The organism is Paenibacillus sp. FW507-14B1B (assembly GCF_058781425.1).
In genome coordinates this window covers 1,441,491-1,463,554 of sequence record NZ_JBYSWS010000001.1, presented here as the reverse complement: position 1 = coordinate 1,463,554, position 22,064 = coordinate 1,441,491, and the positions used below count along the sequence as shown (strand labels likewise).

Sequence of the window (22,064 nt, the reverse complement as noted above, 5' to 3'; positions counted from 1 at the left end):
ACCTTACGGAAGATCCTCCCGGAGAAGTGAAGCTGAAATCGCCCCTAAGCGTGAGTAGGCAGAACCGTCAGCCGAACGTTATATCGGCTCCGTGTCTTAGAAGACATGGACTTGAGGTGTCGTCTTTTGTGCAGAGTTCGATAGGAACTGACTGTACGAAAGCGAAATTAGGGTGGTCACGCGAGCTAGGTTCTCGTCCCTTTGGGGATGGGGCCTTTTTTATTTGCCAATTTTTCTCCCGAGGAAGGCAAGAGGGTTAGATCTAACCCTCAGCATAAAGAAAGGAAGATCATGATGAACAGAGTAGATGTCAAAGAGAAAGCGCGGGTAAGAGAGCTCCGCATCCTACAAAAATGGAATGAAGAAGATACGTTTAAGAAAACAATGCAGTACCGCGAGGGGAAACCGAATTATGTATTTTATGAAGGTCCTCCGACGGCGAATGGAGCTCCTCATATCGGGCATGTACTTGGCCGTGTAATCAAAGACTTTGTTGGTCGCTACCAGACGATGAAGGGCTATCACGTTATTCGTAAAGCAGGCTGGGATACACATGGACTTCCAGTTGAGCTTGGTGTTGAGAAGCAGCTCGGTATTTCTGGTAAGCAAGAGATTGAGAATTATGGCGTTGAAGCATTCATTAAGAAGTGTAAGGCAAGTGTGTTCGAGTATGAGCACAAGTGGCGTGAACTTACAGAAGCGATCGGCTACTGGACAGACCTTGATAACCCATACATTACACTAGAGAATAATTATATCGAGAGCGTGTGGAATATCCTTGCTACGATTCACGACAAAGGCCTGCTCTATCGCGGTCACCGTGTAAGTCCATATTGCCCTTGCTGTCAGACGACTCTTAGCTCCCACGAGGTTGCTCAAGGGTATGAGGATGTTAAAGACCTGAGTGCTACAGCGAAGTTCAAGCTTGATGGTACTGGTGAATATGTACTGGCTTGGACGACAACACCTTGGACACTTCCTTCTCACGTTGCACTGGCCGTTAACCCAGATATGGATTATGCCCGTGTTCAGCAAGAAGATGGTGTGTACATCGTTGCAAGTAATCTGGTAGAGAAGGTTATGAAAGGTGATCATACAGTCCTTTCGACACTAAAAGGATCAGAGCTTGTAGGTCAGACTTACACTCCACCATTTACGTTTGTTAAGGCTGAAAAATCAAACGTCATCGTTGGAGCTTCGTTCGTAACAGATGCAAGTGGTACGGGTATCGTGCATTTGGCACCTGCACATGGTGAAGATGACTATCGTGTCTGCCGTGAGAATGGCATTAGCTTCGTAAGTGTTGTGAACGCTCAAGGCCGTTATACCGATGAGGTAACCGATTTTGCGGGACGTTTTGTAAAAGATTGCGACCTTGATATCGTGAAGTCTCTTTCCGAAAAAGGCTTGTTGTACAGCAAAGAGAAATACGAGCACAGCTATCCATTCTGCTGGCGTTGTAAATCTCCGCTTCTCTATTATGCGATGGAGAGCTGGTTCATTGAGACGACTGCGGTTAAGGACCAACTGATTGCGAACAATAACGCTGTTACCTGGTATCCAGGGCATGTGCGTGATGGACGTTTCGGTAAGTTCCTAGAGGACCTCGTAGACTGGAACATTAGCCGTAACCGATACTGGGGAACACCGCTGAACGTATGGGTATGTGAATCCGGCGAGCACCAGTTTGCACCACATAGCATTGCAGAGCTTCGTGAGCATGCAATCGGTGATGTACCCGAGGATTTAGAACTGCATAAACCTTATGTGGATGAGGTTAAGGTGAAATGCCCTCACTGTGAAGGCGTCATGGAACGTACATCAGAAGTAATTGATGTATGGTTTGATTCCGGCTCCATGCCTTTTGCACAGTACCACTATCCGTTCGAAGAAGAGAGCAAGTTTGATCAGCAATTCCCGGCAGATATGATCTGTGAAGGAATCGACCAGACACGTGGCTGGTTCTACAGTCTCTTGGCGGTATCCACACTCTTTACAGGCAAAGCGCCGTATAAAGCAGTTATGGCTACAGGACATATTTTGGATGAGAATGGACAGAAGATGTCCAAATCCAAAGGAAATGTTATCGATCCTTGGGAAATCATTAACGAGTACGGAACAGATGCATTCCGTTGGGCTCTTCTCGCTGATAGCGCTCCTTGGAACAGCAAACGTTTCTCCAAAGGGATCGTAGGCGAAGCGAAGTCTAAAGTCATTGATACATTGGTTAACACTCACGCTTTCTTGACGCTATATGCAGGCATCGACGGCTACGATCCAGCCGAACATGAGTTTAAGCCATCAAACAACAAGTTGGACCGCTGGATTCTATCTCGTCTGAACAGTTTGATCCAAGGCGTGAACAAAGGTCTTGAAGTGAATGACTTCTTGAATACTGCAAAAGCGATTGAGTCCTATGTGGATGAGCTGAGTAACTGGTATATCCGCCGGTCGCGTGATCGCTTCTGGGGCAGTGGACTTGGAGAAGATAAATTGGCAGCATACGGAACACTTACGCATGTGCTTCTGACGTTGTCGAAGCTTATGGCTCCGTTCACACCAATGCTCTCCGAAGATATTTTCGTGAATCTGGGTGGAGGAGAAAGCGTTCATTTGGCTGATTATCCACAAGCGGATGAGTCCATGATCGATAAGACGCTTGAGCAGAACATGGAAACGGCTCGTCAGATTGTAGAGCTTGCTCGTAACGTTCGTAATGAAACAGCGATTAAGACACGTCAGCCATTGTCTGAGCTTATCGTTTCAATGGACCGTGACTTTGATCTAGCAGATTATGAAGACATCATCAAAGAAGAGATCAATGTAAAACAGATTATCGTTGAGACTAGCGATAGCGGTTTTGTAGACTTTACGTTGAAGATGAATTTGAAAATCGCAGGTAAAAAATACGGAAAGAATATTGGCTTCCTACAGGGCTTCCTTAAAGGCATGTCCAGTGAAGAAACTCGCACTGTCGTTCAAAATGGTGGTGTCAATGTGACTTCACCAGAAGGAGAAGAGCTGCAGATTACAGCTGAAGAGCTTCTAATCGAGAAGCAGGCGAAGGAAGGTTTCGCTTCTGCATCTGGTTATGGTTTGACCGTAGCTCTCAATACTGATATCACGCCTGAGCTAGAGCAAGAAGGTTGGGTGCGTGAAGTGGTCCGTGCTGTGCAGGATACGCGGAAAAAGCTTGATCTGCCGATCGAGAAACGTGTAGTTTTGACCCTTCATGCTGATGAAGAGCTTCAAGCATCCATTACCGCATATGACAGCGTTCTGCGCGATAATGTGCTTGTGACAGAGGTTCATTTTGGACAAAAAGAAGGTATGGAGATTGTTGAACTGGGCGGTAAAACGATCGGTATTCATATCGGCTAGTAGACAGATCGCTATTTAAGTAGCATCTAGATATAAGATTAACTAAAGCCATCGGCTTCGGGATATTATCTCGGAGCTGATGGTTTTTTTATGTTGTAATTGAATGGTAAGAATGATTTTGTTGCATAATATCAAAAATATGGGGAGAACGAGAGGGATTTTGCGAATATGGTCACATGAGAATAAATAAAGATTTAGTTAGAAAAGGAGTCGATGAACCATGGGGAAGAAAATCGATAAACCGCAAAAGCTTGAGAATGAATCCCATCAACTTGAGGAGGAAAAAGATCAACTCAGTAAAATGTATATACTTACGGAGAAGATTGCAGCACAGTTAGAGAAATCTCGCATTGCAGACTATACCCAGTTGCTAAACAGACCGTGGAAGCTGATCTGGTTGAATCTACTGGCAGGATCGGCAAAAGGCGTAGGGATCGCGATTGGTTTTACTTTTTTTGCTGCGACCATTATTTATTTTCTTCAAGCGCTCGGTGCGTTGAATCTTCCAATAATCGGTGATTATATTGCCGATATCGTACGTATTGTTCAAAGACAGCTGGAGTTGGGATAAACGGAGCGAAATTCGACTTAGTAAAAATGAAAAAGCGGAATCAGCCGAGAAACTGAAACCGCACTTAATAATGAAAAAGCCACATTGTCCTTATTCTAAAGGATCGTCATCTCCTGGATCCGCATAAGGGTCGAGAAGGAAGGTTCCCTCGCCTTTATTCAAGTAATCGTAGTATTGATCGCCGCGGACGATGAATACTTCTGTATTATCAATATTTGTAGCTACAAAGTTCTCGTAGATCTCTACAAATCCGCCCTGGTCATCGTTATCTTCAAAGTCCATCTCATTGTAGCTAGATACATTAGGGTTCTCAGCCATTGCTGGTGAATTGGAACTGCCCATGCTTTCAAGGATTTGAAGTGCATCCTCCCCATCAAATCCGGAATACTCATGTTCATCCAGACTGGAACGTCCAAATGGAGGGTGAAGAAACTCTTCTTCAACCGGTCGATTATGCGATAGCTCCTTGCGAGGTGTATCCTTGATACAGTACATCGTATCAGGAATTGCTTGCAAACGTTCGAATGGAATGGGTTTTCCACAGACAACACACGTCCCGTACTGACCATCATCCATCGACTCTAATGAGGACAGAACACGCTGCAATTGAAGTTCGGCCAGATCCTGAAGCCCGACATCTTTTTCCCGTTCGTATAGCTCTGTTGCAAGATCGGCAGGATGATTATCAATATGTGACAGTTCGCCGGTAGTATCGCGTTCGGCTACACTTAAGCCATGATTATCATTGCTATTCAGACGTTCTAGTTCGGCTTTACGGTCAAGTAGTTGGCGATGTAGCTGTTTCATTTGCTTTTCTGATAAGTGTGACATGGACAGCTCCTTTCAGGTCTTGTTGCAGACCGCTTGATCCTATCTATATAGTGCGCGTTAATGGACAATTTTAGAGACGGAAAATGTTCACCTTATTGGACGGGAATGGACGATTTCAAAGTTGCTGTGCTACAATAAGGGCAAACTCCATTTGAATGGTGGGGTGTTTTTTTTCGCACTAGACAAGATCGGAGTGACAAGTTACTGTGGCCTATTATTTAATTGCGCTTATTGTATTCCTCGTCGATCAGGGAATTAAATATTTGATCGCAACCCGGCTTGAATTGTATGAGCAGATTCCAGTGATCGGAGATTTTTTCGTCATCACATCAAGTCGTAATCGCGGGGCAGCATTTGGCATTTTGCAGGATCAGATATGGTTCTTCATTGTTGTGACTGTTCTGGTCGTTGTCGGTATCATCTGGTATATGAGAAAAGTGACTGCTGAAGGTCGCAAATTGCTACCCGTAGCGCTTGCACTTGTTCTGGGTGGTGCACTAGGGAACTTCATTGATCGCCTTGTGATGGGAGAGGTTGTAGATTTCCTCCAATTCACGTTTGGAACTTATACGTTCCCAATCTTTAATATCGCTGATTCTTGTATTGTCATTGGTGTGGGATTGATCATTTTGGACACCATACTGGATGGGAAGCGCGAACAAGCACGTTCAGGTCAACAGAGTTCCGGTAAGGAAGGGAATGAATAATTTTGCACGATGGCAAAAGACTAGAAGATGAATTTCAACAAGATATAAATGACCATGAATGGACTGTAGAATCCGAAGATGCTAAAGCAAGAATTGATAAATACATAGCGGAGGCGCTGGGTGAAGAGGCGTCACGCTCACAAGTTCAGTTATGGATAGCCGATGGGCATTTGAAGGTCAATGACAATCAAGTGAAGTCGAATTATAAACTGAATGCAGGAGATCGAATTTCACTTGTCATTCCTGAGGTAGCGGGGGTCGAAATTACACCGGAGGATATACCACTTAATGTTGCTTATGAAGACAGTGATCTGATCGTTGTGAATAAGCCTAGAGGTATGGTTGTACACCCTGCTCCAGGTCATCCATCAGGGACACTCGTCAATGCGCTTATGCACCATTGTAAAGATTTATCCGGTATTAATGGAGAGCTTCGCCCTGGTATTGTCCACCGAATCGATAAGGATACGTCTGGATTGATTATGGCCGCGAAGAATGATAAAGCCCATGCATCACTTGCTGCTCAATTGAAGGAGCATAGTGTCACCCGACGCTATTATGCATTAGTGCATGGTAATATCAGTCATGATCAGGGAACGGTGGATGCACCTATAGGTAGAGATCCCCATGATCGGAAGCTTTATATGGTGACTGATCGAAATAGTAAACATGCGGTAACCCATTTTACTGTCGTAGAGCGATTCGGGGACTATAGTTTGCTTGAATTAAAGCTGGAAACGGGTCGGACTCATCAGATTCGTGTGCATATGAAGTATATAGGACACCCACTAGTGGGAGATCCGGTGTATGGTAAGAGTAAGGGGCTTAAAATGAACGGACAGGCACTTCATGCTGCTGTTCTTGGATTCATCCACCCAACCTCGAACGAATATATGGAATTCACGGCACCTTTGCCGGAAGAGATGGAGGAACTGTTAGCGGTGCTACGAAGCCGCTAGCGGTTTTTTTTTTTGACTGTCATTAGTTAATGTCTAATTCTTAAAAGCATTTCCACTTATTGCATCTGATTTATATTTGTGCTATATTCAGAACAATTATGATATGGGGAGGTGAGGTAGGATGAATATCGAGATGGTTAACAACTGTATTAGCCGGCTGCCGCTTGCTATGGCTGGCATTGTTCACACTTTTTCTTACAACGGGAGAAGTCTGTCCAATTTGAATAATACGGATTGTACCATTGCGAGAAGTCACCTACCTGCCCACACGGAGTAAACCCTTAGAAAGGTTTACGTCTTGTTTGGAAAAGGCCGCGGAGCTTGCTCTGCGGCCTTTTTTGTGTTGCAGTAAGGTCTTCTCCATAAATAGGAGGAACCTCAATTATGATATTAATAAACGCTAAGGAATTAACACAGTACTATGGCGCGAACCTTGTGCTTGACCATATTCATTTTGAAATTAAAGAAGGTGAGAAGGTCGGGTTAATAGGCTGTAATGGAAGCGGGAAATCAACCCTTATGCGTCTTATTGCGGGTAAGTTGGTCCCAGACGAAGGACAGTTGATGATTAGGAGAAATACAAAGATCGGTTATCTAGCTCAAGTTCCATCCATTGATGAGCATTGTACCGTATTCGATGTTTTGACAGAGGGCCTAAAGGAATTAGGTGAGTGTCGCTGCCAAATATCGGAGCTGGAACAGATGATGGGCGATCCTCTCTATGTCGGAAATGATAATAAGCTTGAACAACTGCTTAGGAAATATGCCTCTCTTCAAGAACGCTTTGAACGTGAAGGTGGATATGAGATGGATGCGATCATCGATCAAGTGGCTTCAGGACTAGATATTTCGAAAGATGCATATCAACTTCGGTTTAGTTCCTTATCTGGAGGTGAGCAGACCCGTGTGATATTGGCATCTCAGCTGATCGTAAAGCCAGAGCTGTTGTTGCTTGATGAACCGACGAATCATCTCGACTTGGCCCGGACTGAATGGCTGGAATCTTATTTACAAGATTATAATGGGACATGCGTCATTATTTCTCATGACCGTTACTTTCTCGACCGTGTAATCTCAAAGACTATTGAAATAGAAGATGGAGAAGCATTCACTTCGGATGGTGGATATACAGATTATATGAAGGAGAAGGAAGAGAGGCTGTTACAACAATTCAACGATTATCAAGAACAACAAAAGAAGATCAAAAAGATGAATGAAACTATTAGGCAGTTAGAAGAATGGGGTAGAAACGGTGACAATGAAAAATTTTTCAAGAGAGCAGCTTCCATGCGCCGATCACTGGAACGAATGGAAAGGATCAAGCGTCCCATTTTGGAGCGGCGTCAGGCAGAATTTGCAGTTGATTCGCTGGATCGGTCTGGACGCCGAGTAGCCGTCTTTGAACAACTTGAAAAGTCCTACGGAAGAAAGTCTGTACTTAAAAATGCAAACGGCTTATTGCAGTATGGGGATAAGTTTGTCTTGATGGGTCGTAACGGCAGTGGTAAGACCACATTGTTTAAGATGCTGCTTGGCGAAGAGAAGCCTGACTCAGGATGGTTGGAATTGGGGGCGCGGGTTAATGTTGGCTACTTGCCTCAGCAGGAGGAGCCAACTGACTCAAGAGCAACCGTATTGGATTTCTTCAAGAAAAATGCGAGAGTCGAAGAAGGTGAAGCACGTGGGATGCTGGCCAGGTATTTATTCTTCGGTCCCGACGTGTTTCAAGCGGTAGGGCAGCTATCGGGTGGTGAATGGACGCGACTTAGACTGGCACTGATAATGCATCAAAAACCGAACCTACTCTTACTTGATGAGCCGACGAATCACTTAGATATTGCCTCAAGAGAAGCGTTGGAAGAAATGCTTATTGATTATACAGGAACGGTTCTGGCGATATCACATGACCGTTATTTCGTTAATCGATTGGCACAACGAATATGGGAAATTGAAGAGTGCCGGCTAAGTGTTTTCCTTGGTAACTATGATGCTTATCGTGATAAGAAGGCAGAGCAACTAGCAAGGATCCAATTACAATCACAAGAAACTCAAATCCAAGAACACTCAGGGCGATTATGTAGAGGGTCTTATCATGATGTGGATACATCACGGGCTTCCTTAGCTAAGGGTTCAGCCAAGGAACGACAGAGACAGTCCAAGGATAAAAGGGAATTAGTAACAAATAAACTTCAGCGGCTCGAACAAGATATATCTTCATTGGAAGCTAAAATTCATGCGCTTGAATTAGTGATGAAAATCGAAACGATCCAGACTGAGGAAGTGGATGATCTGCTTAAGCTGGAACAACAATGGAATGAGCATGAAGCTCTTGTACTGCAGCGCGATAAGCTTCTCGCTGAGTGGATAGAGCTATCCTAGGATGGATATTACAATAGTACAAATCATTTGATATAAAATACATGGCTCATCTTGCGTTTTTACGGCATATTTAACAATATCAGTGAACGCTATAGTGGGAGATGAGTGCAAATCATGAACATAGAACAATATCAAGATACATTTATTCAGCACAACTTTGCAGATCGAATCGGTGGGTCAAACTATGGTAAAGATACAGCTATTTATAAATTCGAGAAGATTAAACGTGCTAAAGCCGCAGCCAAAAAGGAATTTCCACATATAGAGTTAATCGATATGGGGGTTGGAGAACCTGACGAAATGGCCGATGCGGGCATCGTAAGAAAGCTCGCAGAAGAAGCGGCTAAGCCAGAGAATCGTGGGTATGCGGATAACGGAATATCTGAGTTTAAAGAGGCTGCGGTTCGTTATTTAGAAGAGGTATTTAACGTGGAAGGATTGGATGCTGAAACCGAAGTTCTCCATTCTATTGGCTCCAAACCAGCGCTTGCCATGCTTCCATCTTGCTTCATTAACCCAGGTGATGTGACGATTATGACTGTACCTGGTTATCCGATTCTTGGTACGCATACGAAATATCTGGGTGGTGAGGTATACACGGTAGAGCTGAGGAAGGAGAATGCCTTCTTGCCTGATTTAAATGCCATACCTGAGGAAATCGCCAGACGAGCGAAGCTTCTCTATTTGAACTATCCGAACAATCCGACAGGGGCTAGTGCGACAGTAGAGTTTTTTGAAGAAGTGGTGGCATGGGCACGTAAATACAATGTAGTTGTTGTCCATGATGCTCCCTATGCTGCTCTTACTTATGACGGAAGGAAGCCTCTTAGCTTCTTATCTGTACCTGGGGCCAAAGATGTAGGTGTTGAGCTGCATTCCTTGTCTAAGTCTTACAATATGACAGGATGGCGTATTGGGTTTATCGCGGGTAATCCACTCATTGTAAAGGCATTTGGTGATGTGAAGGATAACAACGATTCGGGTCAATTTATTGCTATACAAAAGGCGGCTGCTTATGGTTTGCAACATCCTGAGATTACTGAGAAAATTGCCGCCAAGTATTCACGTCGTCACGATATGCTGGTTGCTGTACTTAATGAACTGGGATTCACAGCGGAAAAGCCAAAGGGGTCATTCTTCCTCTATGTTGAAGCTCCAAAAGGTATTAAAGGTGGTCGCAGGTTCGAATCTGGAGAAGAGTTCTCCCAGTACCTTATTCGAGAAAAACTCATCTCTACAGTGCCTTGGGATGATGCAGGACATTTTGTACGATTTTCTGTTACATTTATTTCTAATGGTGAAAAGGATGAGAAACGTGTGATATCGGAAATTAGGGATAGACTTAGTGAAGTTGAGTTCGAATTCTAGTCTGTTTTGTAGGCAACTTTGGTTGACAACCTTCTATAGGTCTGTCATAATTTAAATCAGTCGAATAGCACCTTTAAATCAGTCCCGTGAGGCTGGCAAGGTAACGTGAACCAAACGTTCATGTATGGGAGCATCATTTCATCTGCGGATGGAAATGAAATGCTTCAACACAATCTCTTTGTGTCTACATGAGATTAACTCCTTGCCTAACACGGCAAGGAGTTTTTTTGTGTAAATACGCAAGATTGATGTAGAGGGCTATATCTAATAGGAGGGTTTATGATGAGCAGTGAACAGCATGTGATTATGGACGAAACGGCAATCCGGCGGGCTCTGACAAGAATCGCTCATGAGATATTAGAGAAGAACAGAGGCATCGAGGACTGCGTTCTTGTCGGTATCCGCACCCGGGGTGTGTTCCTGGCACAGCGGATCGCAGAGCGCATTCAAGAGATTGAAGGCAGACCGATCCCATACGGTGAAATTGATGTTACCTCATATCGGGACGATCGGGAAGAAGGGCTCGGTAGAGTTGAGAAGACAAAGCTTAGTCCAGAAAACCTGAATGTCCATGAGAAAAAAGTGATTTTGTTCGATGATGTGCTCTATACGGGCCGTACGATCCGAGCCGCGCTAGACGCGCTGATGGACTGCGGTCGACCACGGATGATTCAGCTGGCTGTACTTGCAGATAGAGGACATCGAGAGTTGCCAATCCGCCCGGATTATATAGGTAAGAACGTACCAACCTCCAAACACGAAGAGATAACAGTCGCGCTTTCGGAATATGACGGTAAGGATGAAGTTACAATCTCGCAGAGAGAGGAACGATGAGCATGACGACAGCAACTTCCATTAAAGAGCGAAGCCTGCTGGGACTTAAAGACATCAGCCGAGATGAAATAGATTCAATACTAAATCGGGCCGCCTACTGGGAGGCTCAACCGGATAAAGTCATTCCGGTACTAAACCAGAAATTCGCAGTGAACATGTTTTTTGAAAATAGTACAAGAACACGCTTTTCCTTCGAGATGGCTGAGAAAAGGCTTGGAGCTGAAGTGATGAACTTTACAGCAGCGGCATCCAGTGTGGAAAAGGGAGAGTCAATTTATGACACCGTGCGTACACTGGAATCGATGGGCGTGGATGCCGGAGTTATCCGATTGAAGCCGTCAGGTGTTCTTCAAGAACTTGCTAAGCAAGTGTCGATTCCACTCGTAAATGCAGGGGATGGAAACAATGAGCACCCAACGCAAGCGCTTTTAGATCTATACACGATGAAGAAGAACTTTGGTGAGTTGAAAGGTTTAACCGTCTCAATCATCGGAGACATCAAACACAGCCGTGTTGCCAGATCAGACCTCTGGTCACTACAAAAGTTCGGTGCTAAAGTTCAATTCTGCGCACCGCCTTCTATGCAAGCACCTGAGCTTGCGCAGTATGCACCGTATGTCAGTATGGAACAAGCACTAAAAGCGGATGTAGTCATGATGCTACGAGTACAACTAGAGCGGCATCACGAAGGTTTGATTAGCTCGAATGCGGAATATCGTGAACATTATGGATTAACGGAAGAGAGAGCCTCTAAGCTTTCAGGACATACAATCATTATGCATCCAGCTCCAGTGAACAGAAATGTGGAGATTGACGATGCAGTGGTCGAATGCTCAAGGTCTATGATATTCAAGCAAATGGCTAACGGAGTGCCTGTTCGGATGGCGGTAATGGAACGAGCCATGAAAGGATAGATAGACTTAGTTATCATCAGTGTGAGTTGGAATTATTAATAAATATACACAAAAGTGAATTAATATTATACAATATACAAGAAGCGGACCGTGCTTCTACAGCGGGGGGATAACTACGTGCTACAGATAATTAAGAACGCTAATGTAATTAATGAAGAAGGACAACTGGAACTTAAGACGATCGTCATCGATAACGGAGTCATTCAATCCGTAACAGATGAAAGTCACGAACTGCCAGATCAGGGCAGCGTGATCGATGCGGAAGGAAAGTTGGTCACACCTGGATTCATTGATATGCACGTACACCTAAGAGAGCCAGGGTTTGAGCATAAGGAGACGATCGAAAGCGGCAGTCGCTCTGCGGTCAAGGGTGGATATAGTACAATCGCCTGCATGCCTAATACCAAACCTGTGATGGATAATCCTGATACGGTAGCACTTGTACTTGAGAAGGCGCGGCAAGCAGATATGGCCAAAGTACTTCCATATGCAGCAATCACTAAGAATGAGCTTGGAAGAGAGCTTACGGATTTTGAAGCTTTGAAAGCAGCAGGAGCGATTGGCTTTACAGACGATGGTGTCGGCGTACAGAATGCACAGATGATGAAGGACGCGATGAAGAAAGCGGCTTCGATGGGCATGCCGGTTATCGCTCACTGTGAGGATGATTCCTTGGTAAAAGGTGCTTGTGTAACCGAAGGGAAATTCGCTGAGAAGCACGGACTTAAGGGGATTCCGAATGAATCGGAAGCGATCCATGTTGGACGCGACATTTTGCTCACAGAAGCAACTGGGGTTCACTATCATGTATGCCACGTAAGCACAGAACAGTCTGTAAGACTTATCCGTCAGGCAAAAGCGATTGGGATCTCTGTAACTGCTGAGGTATGTCCGCACCACTTGGTACTCTCTGATGAAGATATACCTGGACTAGACGCAAATTGGAAGATGAACCCGCCGCTACGCTCTCCACGCGATGTGGAAGCATGCATCGAGGGCTTGCTGGATGGAACGCTCGATATGATCGTAACGGACCATGCTCCTCATAGTGAAGAGGAGAAAGCGAAAGGGATGGAGCTCGCACCATTCGGGATTGTCGGTTTTGAGACGGCCTTTCCACTGCTCTACACCAAGTTCGTTGCTACAGGTAAATGGGATCTCTCCTTGCTTGTACAGCGCATGACTAGCGATCCTGCAAGAGTATTCGGACTGGATAACGGCGTATTGAAAGCTGGAGCGCCAGCTGATCTAACCATGATTGATCTGGAGAGCGAGAAGGAAGTCAATCCGGATCAATTCGCAACAAAAGGCCGGAACACACCATTTACAGGTTGGAAGCTGAAAGGTTGGCCGGTTATGACTTGGGTAGATGGCAAGATCAAATGGTCCGAAACGAATGGGTTTGAATAGAACAATCACTAGCAATAAATAACAATTACTTACACATAGATGATAGGAGTGAATGGAATGCAGGCACAGGCAAGATTATTACTGGAGGACGGCACACTGTTCAGCGGAAAGGCTTTTGGTGCAGACGCTGAAATGACTGGAGAGGTTGTTTTTAATACAGGAATTACAGGTTACCAAGAGGTGTTGTCTGACCCTTCTTACTGTGGACAGATCGTAACAATGACTTATCCCTTGATCGGGAACTACGGTATTACGCGGGATGACTTTGAATCGATCAGACCATACGTAAACGGATTTGTCGTTCGTCGTCATGAGCCTGTGCCAAGCAACTGGCGGGCTGAGTACAGTGTTGATAACTTGCTGAAAGAATATGGCATTCCAGGCATCAGCGAAATCGACACTCGGATGCTTACTCGGATTATCCGTCATCACGGTACAATGAGAGCGGTTTTGACAACTTCCTCTAAGCCGGTTGAAGAGCTTATGGAAATGCTGAACGATACTTCAATTCCACAGCTTCGGAATCAGGTTGCACGTACTTCTACTCCTCAAATGTTCACAAGCCCTGGTCAAAAGGAGCGCATTGTGCTTGTTGACTTCGGTGCAAAGAGCGGAATTTTGAAAGAACTTACATCCCGTGGATGTGACGTGACGGTTGTACCTCATGACACAACGGCAGATGAAATTCGTCGCTTGCGTCCTGATGGCATTCAGCTGTCGAACGGCCCTGGGGACCCGAAAGATGTTCCTTACGCAGTAGATATGATTAAGGAACTGCTCGGTGAATATCCAATCTTCGGGATCTGCCTCGGTCACCAGCTGTTCGCACTTGCATCCGGTGCTGACACCGAGAAGCTGAAGTTCGGACACCGCGGAGGAAACCACCCGGTTAAAGAATTGTCTAGCGGACGCTGCTATATTACTTCACAGAACCATAGCTACGCCGTGAATGAAGATTCTATAAAGGGTACGGATCTTGAGATTACACATATCAACAATAACGATAAGACCGTTGAAGGACTAAAACATACGAAGTATCCGGCATTCTCGGTACAATACCACCCAGAAGCTGCTCCTGGTCCACATGACAGCAGTTATCTGTTCGATGAATTCCTTGAAATGATCGCACAACACAAGAACAATGAAATCCAGAAACCACGTCAAGCGGTTCTGGCTGCAGCCGTGAAAGGAGCTCGCTAATATGCCTAAAAATGAACAGTTGAAAAAAATTCTCGTCATCGGCTCCGGCCCGATCGTTATCGGTCAGGCAGCAGAATTCGATTATGCTGGCACACAAGCTTGTCAGGCTTTGCAAGAAGAGGGTATTGAAGTTGTACTGATCAACAGTAACCCAGCTACAATCATGACAGATACGAACATGGCAGACAAAGTATACATCGAGCCAATTACACTCGATTTCGTTACACAAATCATCCGTCAGGAACGTCCTGATGGCCTGCTTCCTACGCTTGGTGGTCAAACAGGTCTTAACATGGCAGTTGAACTTGCTCGTGCAGGTATTCTTGAGCAGGAGAATGTAAAACTGCTTGGTACACAGCTTGACTCTATTGAGAAGGCAGAAGATCGTGACTTGTTCCGTGATCTCATGCGTGAGTTGGAGCAGCCTGTTCCAGAGAGCACGATTGTAACAACGCTTGAAGAGGCGCTTGATTTCGCAGGTGAAATTGGATATCCACTGATTGTTCGTCCTGCCTATACACTAGGAGGAACAGGTGGAGGTATCTGTGCGAACGAAGAGGAATTGCGCGAAACAGTTTCCTCAGGTATTCGCTACAGCCCAATCAATCAATGTCTGATTGAAAAGAGTATCGCAGGTATGAAAGAAGTAGAATACGAAGTTATGCGTGATGCTAACGACAACTGTATCGTTGTCTGCAACATGGAGAACTTTGATCCAGTAGGCGTTCACACGGGTGATAGTATCGTTGTGGCTCCTAGCCAGACATTGTCTGATCGTGAGTACCAAATGCTGAGATCTGCTTCCTTGAAAATCATTCGTGCACTGAACATCGAAGGCGGTTGTAACGTACAATTCGCACTCGATCCGAACAGCTATCAGTACTATGTAATCGAAGTTAACCCGCGTGTGAGCCGCTCCTCTGCGCTTGCTTCCAAGGCAACAGGATACCCGATTGCCAAAATGGCAGCAAAAATCGCTATGGGTTACACACTGGATGAAATCGTGAACCCGGTTACTGGTCAAACTTACGCATGCTTCGAGCCAACGCTGGATTACATTGTTAGCAAAATCCCACGCTGGCCGTTTGATAAATTTACATCTGCTAACCGTAAGCTCGGTACTCAAATGAAAGCGACAGGCGAAGTTATGGCAATCGGCCGTACGTTCGAAGAGTCGATTCATAAAGCAGTCCGCTCCCTGGAAATCGGAGTGCACCGCCTTTACTTGAAAGGCGCAGAAGAGCTTAGTGAAGAAGTGCTGAATGAGCGATTGGTTAAAGCTGATGATGAGCGTATATTCCTGATCGCAGAGGCTTTCCGCCGCGGTTATGAATTGCAAAAAATTCAGGATCTGACCCATATTGACTGGTGGTTCCTCGATAAGATCGAAGGACTTATCAACTACGAGAAACATATTCGCAGCGAAGCTGCACTGACATATGAAACATTGTATCAAGCTAAACGTCTTGGCTTTACAGACCGCGCAATTGCTGAACTGCGCGCTGAAGGTAAAGCAACATCACATACAACAGAAGAATCGATCCGATTCCTTCGTCATGAACATAGTCTTCGTCCGGTATACAAAATGGTTGATACTTGTGCGGCTGAGTTCGAATCTACGACGCCTTACTACTATTCAACTTATGAAACAGAGAACGAGGTTATCGAAACTTCAAAAGAGAAAATCATCGTACTCGGCTCTGGACCAATCCGGATCGGTCAAGGTATTGAGTTCGACTACTCTACAGTGCATGCGGTGTGGGCTATTCAAAAAGCGGGTTATGAAGCGGTTATTATCAATAACAACCCTGAGACGGTTTCGACAGACTTTAACACTTCCGACCGCCTGTACTTCGAACCTCTCTTCTTCGAAGATGTAATGAATGTCATCGAACAAGAGAAACCGGTTGGCGTTATCGTCCAGTTCGGTGGACAAACTGCTATCAACTTGGCTGCTCCTTTGAAGAAAGCCGGGGTAACCATCCTTGGAACAAGCCTGGAAAGCATTGATGAAGCGGAAGACCGTAAGAAATTCGAAGCACTGCTCTCCAGATTGAACATTGCACAACCGAAGGGTAAGACGGTTATTACAGTAGATGAGGCTGTAGGTACAGCTCAAATGCTCGGTTACCCTGTTCTTGTGAGACCTTCTTATGTACTCGGTGGTCGTGCGATGGAAATTGTATACTCTGACAGCGAATTACTGAGCTATATGGAGCAAGCTGTGAAGATCAACCCAGAGCATCCGGTTCTGATTGACCGTTACATGCTGGGTAAGGAAGTGGAAGTTGATGCGATCTGTGATGGTGACACAGTCCTGATCCCAGGCATCATGGAGCATGTAGAGCGTGCAGGGGTTCACTCCGGTGACTCCATCGCAGTGTATCCACCACAGTATCTTACAGAAGAACTGAAAGTGAAAATTACAGAAATTACAATCAAAATCGCTAAAGAACTTAAGACATTCGGACTTGTAAATATCCAATTCATTATCTATGAAAATGAAGTTTATGTTATCGAAGTGAATCCGCGGTCATCTCGTACCGTTCCATTCCTGAGTAAGGTAACGGGAATTCCAATGGCGAACTTAGCTACACAAGCGATTCTTGGAACAAAACTGAAGGATCTTGGTTATGAGGAAGGCATGTGGCCTGAAAGCGAGCACGTATCGGTTAAAGTACCGGTATTCTCCTTTGCGAAGCTGCGCCGAGTTGAGCCTACGCTTGGACCTGAGATGAAGTCAACAGGCGAAGTTATGGGACGCGATGTGAAATATGCTAAAGCATTGTATAAAGGTCTAATCGGTGCTGGTATGAAGATTCCTTCAACGGGGGCCATCATTGCTACTGTAGCTGACAAGGACAAAGCAGAAGCGGCAGCCTTGTTGAAAGGCTTCCAAAAGCTCGGATATAAGATCATTGCAACGGGTGGAACAGCTGCAGCACTAAAAGAAGCTGGACTTATTGTAACGACAGTTAACAAACTGTCCGAAGGTACGCCTAACATTCTAGATATGATTCGCACGGGTGAAGCGAACTTTGTCTTCAATACACTTACAAAAGGTAAAACGCCAGAGCGTGACGGATTCCGTATCCGCCGTGAAGCGGTAGAGAACGGTGTAGTCTGCATGACTTCTCTTGATACAGTACGTGAACTTCTCACGATGCTGGAGACGATCAACTTCTCCTCAGAAGCAATGCCAGTATAATTTTTAAAGGGGGAGTACGATGAACACCGATTATAAAGAAATGTCGGGTCGCCTGATGGTGGCCCTGGATTATCCGGATGCCGCTCAGGCATCCGAACTGGTCCGTAAGCTTGAGGGTATTCCTTGCTATATGAAAGTGGGAATGCAACTCTTTTACACAGCTGGACCTGATTTTGTAAGAAGTCTTAAAGAAAGAGGTTACTCCGTCTTTCTGGATGTGAAAATGCATGATATTCCGAATACGGTAAAAGGCGGCTCCCATAGTGTGACACGACTCGGTGTGGATATGTTCAATGTCCATGCCGCAGGCGGTGTCAGCATGATGCAAGCGGCAAAAGCCGGGGCAGAGGCCGCAGTTGCGGAGACCCCGGGTCTTGTCATGCCTACTATCATTGCAGTAACCCAGCTTACGAGCACAAGCCAAACAGTAATGAATGAAGAAATCGGAATCGATGGTTCTGTTGAAGCATCCGTTGTCCGTTATGCGAAGCTAGCGAAAAAAGCGGGGCTTCACGGTGTTGTTGCCTCTTCACTAGAGGTAGAAGCGATCTCAGCAGCTTGTGGATCAGAGTTCAAAACGGTAACCCCTGGCATTCGGCCATCTGGAGCAAGTATTGGAGATCAATCTCGTGTATTAACGCCTGGACAAGCTATTTCGCGGGGAAGCCACTACCTTGTTATTGGTCGTCCAATCACGGCATCGCCGGACCCTAGAGCGGCAGCAGAACAGATTATAGAGGAGATGATCAGAGCATGAGCACAATAGCCGAAATTCCACAACAAATTGCGTCTTATCTATTAAAAATCGAAGCGGTAGCTTTGCGACCGCATGAACCGTTCACTTGGACATCAGGGATTAAATCTCCGATCTATTGTGATAACCGTCTAACGATGTCTTATCCTGAAGTTCGTGACTACATTGCCGAGTCATTCGCATCTATTATTCGGGAGCAATATCCAGATGTTGAAGTGATTGCAGGTACAGCTACAGCGGGTATTCCGCATGCTGCATGGGTAGCTCAGAAGCTGAATCTTCCAATGGCTTATATACGTGATAAAGCTAAAGGCCATGGTAAAGAGAATATGATCGAAGGTCATATTAAACCAGGTCAGAAGGTTGTTGTCATTGAGGATTTGATCTCGACCGGGGGGAGCTCGCTTAAAGCAGCGCAAGCGGTTCAAGCTGTAGGCGCAGATGCACTTGCCGTCCTTGCCATATTCAGCTACCAATTGGATAAAGCTGTACAAGCTTTCTCTGAAGCAAATATCCCTCTACAGAGCTTGTCCAACTATACTGCACTCACCGAAGTGGCAGTGCGCGAAGGACACATTCAAGAGGAAGATTTGGAACTACTTCAATCCTTTAGAGCTAATCCTGCTGCATATGGTGACTCTCTAAAGTAATATCTCAGATAAAGGCTGTTGCTATCGTCGAATGACGGGGCGGCAGTCTTTTTTTGTACAGTTGAAAGTATGATTATTATACTCACAGAAATATAAAAGTAAATAATAACCTTGACAATGTCTGGAAATGACGAAATAATATGTACTATAAGTGATTTTGGAGTATAAAAAGGGGTGTGAATCCATGTTAGCTGTAGAAGCTGTTGGAATCGGTAAGATGTATGGTTCTAAAAGGGCTGTAACGGATTTGAACTTAAAAGTACAGCAGGGTGAAGTATTTGGGTTTATTGGACCCAATGGTGCTGGAAAGTCTACAACGATTCGAATGATCATGCAGCTTTTGTATCCCACGCAAGGAACATTGAAAGTACTTGGATGCACACTTAATCATGAGAAGCCACAGTTACGGAGACGAATTGGCTACCTCCCCTCCGAGATTGTTTCCTATCCCTATATGAGCGGCAAGCAGGCTTTAGAATTGACTGCAAGGGCATACGGACTAACCTTGAAACAAACGCCTGCTATGGAGTATGCAGAACGGCTGCAGTGGGACCCTTCACAGAATGTGAAATCCTACTCGCTTGGGAATCGGAAGAAGCTGGGCCTCATTATGTCCTTATTACACCGCCCAGAATTATTAATCTTGGATGAACCTACATCAGGGCTTGATCCATTAGTACAGCGAGAGTTATTTACACTATTGAAAGAGTTGAATAAGAAAGATGGTATGACGATTTTTTTCTCAACGCATGTTCTCTCTGAAATAGAGAAGCTGTGTGAACGTGTTGCATTTATACGTGAAGGACGTCTTATCCGTGTATCCCGACTAGATGATCTTTCGCACAGTCGTACTCACAAAGTTTCTATCCAATTCGAAGCAGCAGGTAATCAGATTGAGACCTATGGATTAACCGAGCTTGATCCCTTTGTTAAATTCGACGGAATACATCATCTGCTTCATACGGGAGATTCACTTCAAACAGCCTTGCTTAAGCTCTCTGGGCTTCCTATTCTGGATTTATCCATTCGACGTCCGACAATAGAAGAGCTATTTATGGATGATTACAGAGCATCTGAAGAGGTGGGAGAACAATGAAATGGAATCTTATTGCGCACGAACTCCGTCAGAATCGCCGTGGATTTTATAGTTGTTTATCTGTCACTTTAATCTTCATTGTCTTGTTACTCGGAAAGGCAGATGCATTCGTCAACAATCCTCAAATGGAGCAACTCATACAAGGAATGCCAGATGGTCTCCTCAAAGCCTTTGGCATTCAGGTGGAGAGCTTTCAGACTTTTGAGGGTTATATGGCGACGCAAGTATTTCCTTATTTCATAGTGATATTATCTTCGTTTGCAGCGGCTTGGGCGGCTGGGAGTATAGCAAAGGAACGTGACCGTGGAACGGGAGAGTACTTATTTACACTGCCGTATAGTCGCTCTTCGATCTTCTGGTCGAAGGTAGCTGCACATTTAATGTACATGACGATGGTGTTCTTATGTGGTACTGCTCTTTTGTTAGTGCTAGCTCAGTCATCAGGGCAAGAAGTACGGTTCGGAGATATGCTCCGTCTTCTTCTTGCTGGATATCAGCTTGTATTATCTTTCATGGGGATTTCTTATGGATTTACATCATGGGTTACTTCGGATCGAACTGCCGTCTCGATCGGTGCAGGGATCGCAGTATTAGCCTTTCTTCTTAACCTCCTGTCTGGAAGTAGTGATCTAATGCAGAAGATTTCCACTATTTCACCTTATCGATTGTTTGACACGTTGGAGATTGTAAAGGGAAGCGGGTTGACAGCATATGGATGGATCGTTACATTAGGGTTGTATGCGGCTGGAACAGTAGCAGGTGTAGTTACGCTAAAAAGAAGGGATTTAGGCTGAATCATGAGCGCTAAAAAGGACGCGGTGCTTGAAATGGGTAGACGCCTGTTTCTTGAACGAGGAATACTCCAAACAAGTATGGAGCAGATAGCTGAAGCTGTACCCGTTTCTAAGATGACGATTTACAATTATTATCAGAGTAAAGAAGGGTTACTTGATCATGTGGTTGACAGCTTAATTGAGGATACGTGGAATCTTTATCGCGAGGTTATGGATAATGCGAAGGACCCACTTGAAGCATTAACTCTATTTTATGAAGAGAAGGATCGTTTTTCGTTAGATGTGACACAGCAGTTTATTACTGACCTTGTGAAGTTTCCTGATCAGATGGCGAAGTTTCTGACGTTTAACCGTGAGAAGATTATTCCTGAGTTTGAAATGATGATCTTCAAGGGGCAGCAGTTAGGACAGATTCGAAAGGATATTTCTCCTCATCTGCTGGTAGCCTTTCTTACGTTCATTAAGGAATTTACCGCTAAATCTGAATGGTATGATGGATTAGGTAGCTTGACTGCGGTTAGTGAGCAATTGATGATTATTTTGTACCACGGCATTCTTGAACAGGGTGCTAATCATACGGAATTGCAGGAACAATAGAAGGACTTACACAAAAGTCCATACAGTAAAATTCAACAACTCCCTTGGGAATCAAGGGGGTTATTCTTCATTTATAGAGGAGCACATTTTATAGAATGATTATGAGCTTGCCGGGTATAATAAGCAACGGATGAATATTATTACTTTTAAGGGGCGTTTAGTTATGAACTGGGTATATTACGGTAAGCTGTACACAACCAAATTTCAAGCTGGATGTTTTGCCAAACGTTTGGAACAAGACGCTTGGTTATTCGGTTATGGGGATCCCCAGGTTGTGGAAGTGTACCGTTCTAGAAAGGGTAGATACGGCATTCGATATATCCCTTGATATTTTTTTGTAAAATATCTTGACTTACATGCCACAAATGCTGTATATTTATTCTTGTCGCTGTTTACGGCACTAAATGACGC

19 protein-coding genes are annotated in these 22,064 nt (G+C 44.8%); 18 read left to right on the top strand and 1 reads right to left on the bottom strand.

From position 1 onward, the window contains the following. Nucleotides 1-294: 294 nt before the first annotated feature. Together ileS and AC3WJJ_RS07050 are read left to right on the top strand one after the other, a co-directional pair. Nucleotides 295-3,381, top strand: coding sequence for an isoleucine--tRNA ligase (gene ileS, locus AC3WJJ_RS07055; protein WP_492539171.1), 3,087 nt, complete (start codon nucleotides 295-297; stop codon nucleotides 3,379-3,381). 220 nt (nucleotides 3,382-3,601) lie between these two features. Beyond that, on the top strand, nucleotides 3,602-3,952 hold the full coding sequence (locus AC3WJJ_RS07050; protein WP_492539169.1) for a DUF5665 domain-containing protein: 351 nt from the start codon (nucleotides 3,602-3,604) through the stop codon (nucleotides 3,950-3,952). Between the two features lie 90 nt (nucleotides 3,953-4,042). Here AC3WJJ_RS07050 and AC3WJJ_RS07045 read toward each other — a convergent pair whose 3' ends face one another. Next, the gene (locus tag AC3WJJ_RS07045) at nucleotides 4,043-4,783 is read right to left on the bottom strand and encodes a TraR/DksA C4-type zinc finger protein (protein ID WP_492539167.1); all 741 of its coding nucleotides are present in this window, start codon (nucleotides 4,781-4,783) and stop codon (nucleotides 4,043-4,045) included. A 206-nt stretch (nucleotides 4,784-4,989) separates the two neighbouring features. Between AC3WJJ_RS07045 and lspA the strand changes: the two genes are divergently transcribed. The 16 genes from lspA (at nucleotide 4,990) to AC3WJJ_RS06965 (ending at nucleotide 21,981) form a co-directional block, all read left to right on the top strand. Next, a complete protein-coding gene (gene lspA / locus AC3WJJ_RS07040; protein ID WP_422660395.1) occupies nucleotides 4,990-5,490 on the top strand; it encodes a signal peptidase II in 501 nt (166 codons plus the stop codon). Further along, nucleotides 5,490-6,449, top strand: coding sequence for an RluA family pseudouridine synthase (locus tag AC3WJJ_RS07035; protein ID WP_492539620.1), 960 nt, complete (start codon nucleotides 5,490-5,492; stop codon nucleotides 6,447-6,449). The genes lspA and AC3WJJ_RS07035 overlap by 1 nt, the downstream gene beginning before the upstream one ends. Before the next feature lie 121 nt (nucleotides 6,450-6,570). Continuing rightward, nucleotides 6,571-6,726, top strand: coding sequence for an RAxF-45 family protein (locus AC3WJJ_RS07030; RefSeq protein WP_492539165.1), 156 nt, complete (start codon nucleotides 6,571-6,573; stop codon nucleotides 6,724-6,726). 107 nt (nucleotides 6,727-6,833) lie between these two features. Next, complete coding sequence (abc-f, locus tag AC3WJJ_RS07025) at nucleotides 6,834-8,828, top strand: ribosomal protection-like ABC-F family protein (RefSeq protein WP_492539163.1); 1,995 nt, start codon at nucleotides 6,834-6,836, stop codon at nucleotides 8,826-8,828. 114 nt (nucleotides 8,829-8,942) lie between these two features. Then, nucleotides 8,943-10,196: an LL-diaminopimelate aminotransferase gene (locus AC3WJJ_RS07020; RefSeq protein WP_492539161.1), complete on the top strand. Its 1,254-nt coding sequence runs from the start codon at nucleotides 8,943-8,945 to the stop codon at nucleotides 10,194-10,196. A 282-nt stretch (nucleotides 10,197-10,478) separates the two neighbouring features. After that, on the top strand, nucleotides 10,479-11,030 hold the full coding sequence (gene pyrR / locus AC3WJJ_RS07015) for a bifunctional pyr operon transcriptional regulator/uracil phosphoribosyltransferase PyrR (protein ID WP_422660399.1): 552 nt from the start codon (nucleotides 10,479-10,481) through the stop codon (nucleotides 11,028-11,030). Nucleotides 11,031-11,032: 2 nt separating this feature from the next. After that, nucleotides 11,033-11,944 (top strand): aspartate carbamoyltransferase catalytic subunit, encoded by a 912-nt coding sequence (locus tag AC3WJJ_RS07010; protein ID WP_492539159.1) that lies wholly within the window; start codon nucleotides 11,033-11,035, stop codon nucleotides 11,942-11,944. 117 nt (nucleotides 11,945-12,061) lie between these two features. Continuing rightward, nucleotides 12,062-13,354 (top strand): dihydroorotase, encoded by a 1,293-nt coding sequence (gene pyrC, locus AC3WJJ_RS07005; protein ID WP_492539157.1) that lies wholly within the window; start codon nucleotides 12,062-12,064, stop codon nucleotides 13,352-13,354. 57 nt (nucleotides 13,355-13,411) lie between these two features. Beyond that, entirely contained in the window at nucleotides 13,412-14,554 is a 1,143-nt protein-coding gene (locus AC3WJJ_RS07000; RefSeq protein WP_492539155.1) for a carbamoyl phosphate synthase small subunit, read from the top strand. 1 nt (nucleotide 14,555) lies between these two features. Continuing rightward, the gene (carB, locus tag AC3WJJ_RS06995; RefSeq protein WP_492539153.1) at nucleotides 14,556-17,762 is read left to right on the top strand and encodes a carbamoyl-phosphate synthase large subunit; all 3,207 of its coding nucleotides are present in this window, start codon (nucleotides 14,556-14,558) and stop codon (nucleotides 17,760-17,762) included. Between the two features lie 19 nt (nucleotides 17,763-17,781). Then, nucleotides 17,782-18,519, top strand: coding sequence for an orotidine-5'-phosphate decarboxylase (gene pyrF / locus AC3WJJ_RS06990; protein WP_492539151.1), 738 nt, complete (start codon nucleotides 17,782-17,784; stop codon nucleotides 18,517-18,519). Next, nucleotides 18,516-19,166, top strand: a complete 651-nt coding sequence (pyrE, locus tag AC3WJJ_RS06985; protein WP_492539149.1) for an orotate phosphoribosyltransferase — start codon at nucleotides 18,516-18,518, stop codon at nucleotides 19,164-19,166. The genes pyrF and pyrE overlap by 4 nt, the downstream gene beginning before the upstream one ends. Nucleotides 19,167-19,350: 184 nt before the next feature. After that, the gene (locus AC3WJJ_RS06980) at nucleotides 19,351-20,262 is read left to right on the top strand and encodes an ABC transporter ATP-binding protein (protein ID WP_492539148.1); all 912 of its coding nucleotides are present in this window, start codon (nucleotides 19,351-19,353) and stop codon (nucleotides 20,260-20,262) included. Further along, nucleotides 20,259-21,056, top strand: coding sequence for a DUF2705 family protein (locus AC3WJJ_RS06975; RefSeq protein WP_492539146.1), 798 nt, complete (start codon nucleotides 20,259-20,261; stop codon nucleotides 21,054-21,056). Before AC3WJJ_RS06980 ends, AC3WJJ_RS06975 begins: the two co-directional genes overlap by 4 nt. A gap of 3 nt (nucleotides 21,057-21,059) precedes the next feature. Beyond that, nucleotides 21,060-21,653: a TetR/AcrR family transcriptional regulator gene (locus AC3WJJ_RS06970; RefSeq protein WP_492539144.1), complete on the top strand. Its 594-nt coding sequence runs from the start codon at nucleotides 21,060-21,062 to the stop codon at nucleotides 21,651-21,653. A 163-nt stretch (nucleotides 21,654-21,816) separates the two neighbouring features. Further along, nucleotides 21,817-21,981, top strand: a complete 165-nt coding sequence (locus AC3WJJ_RS06965; protein ID WP_379250027.1) for a hypothetical protein — start codon at nucleotides 21,817-21,819, stop codon at nucleotides 21,979-21,981. Nucleotides 21,982-22,064: the final 83 nt, after the last annotated feature.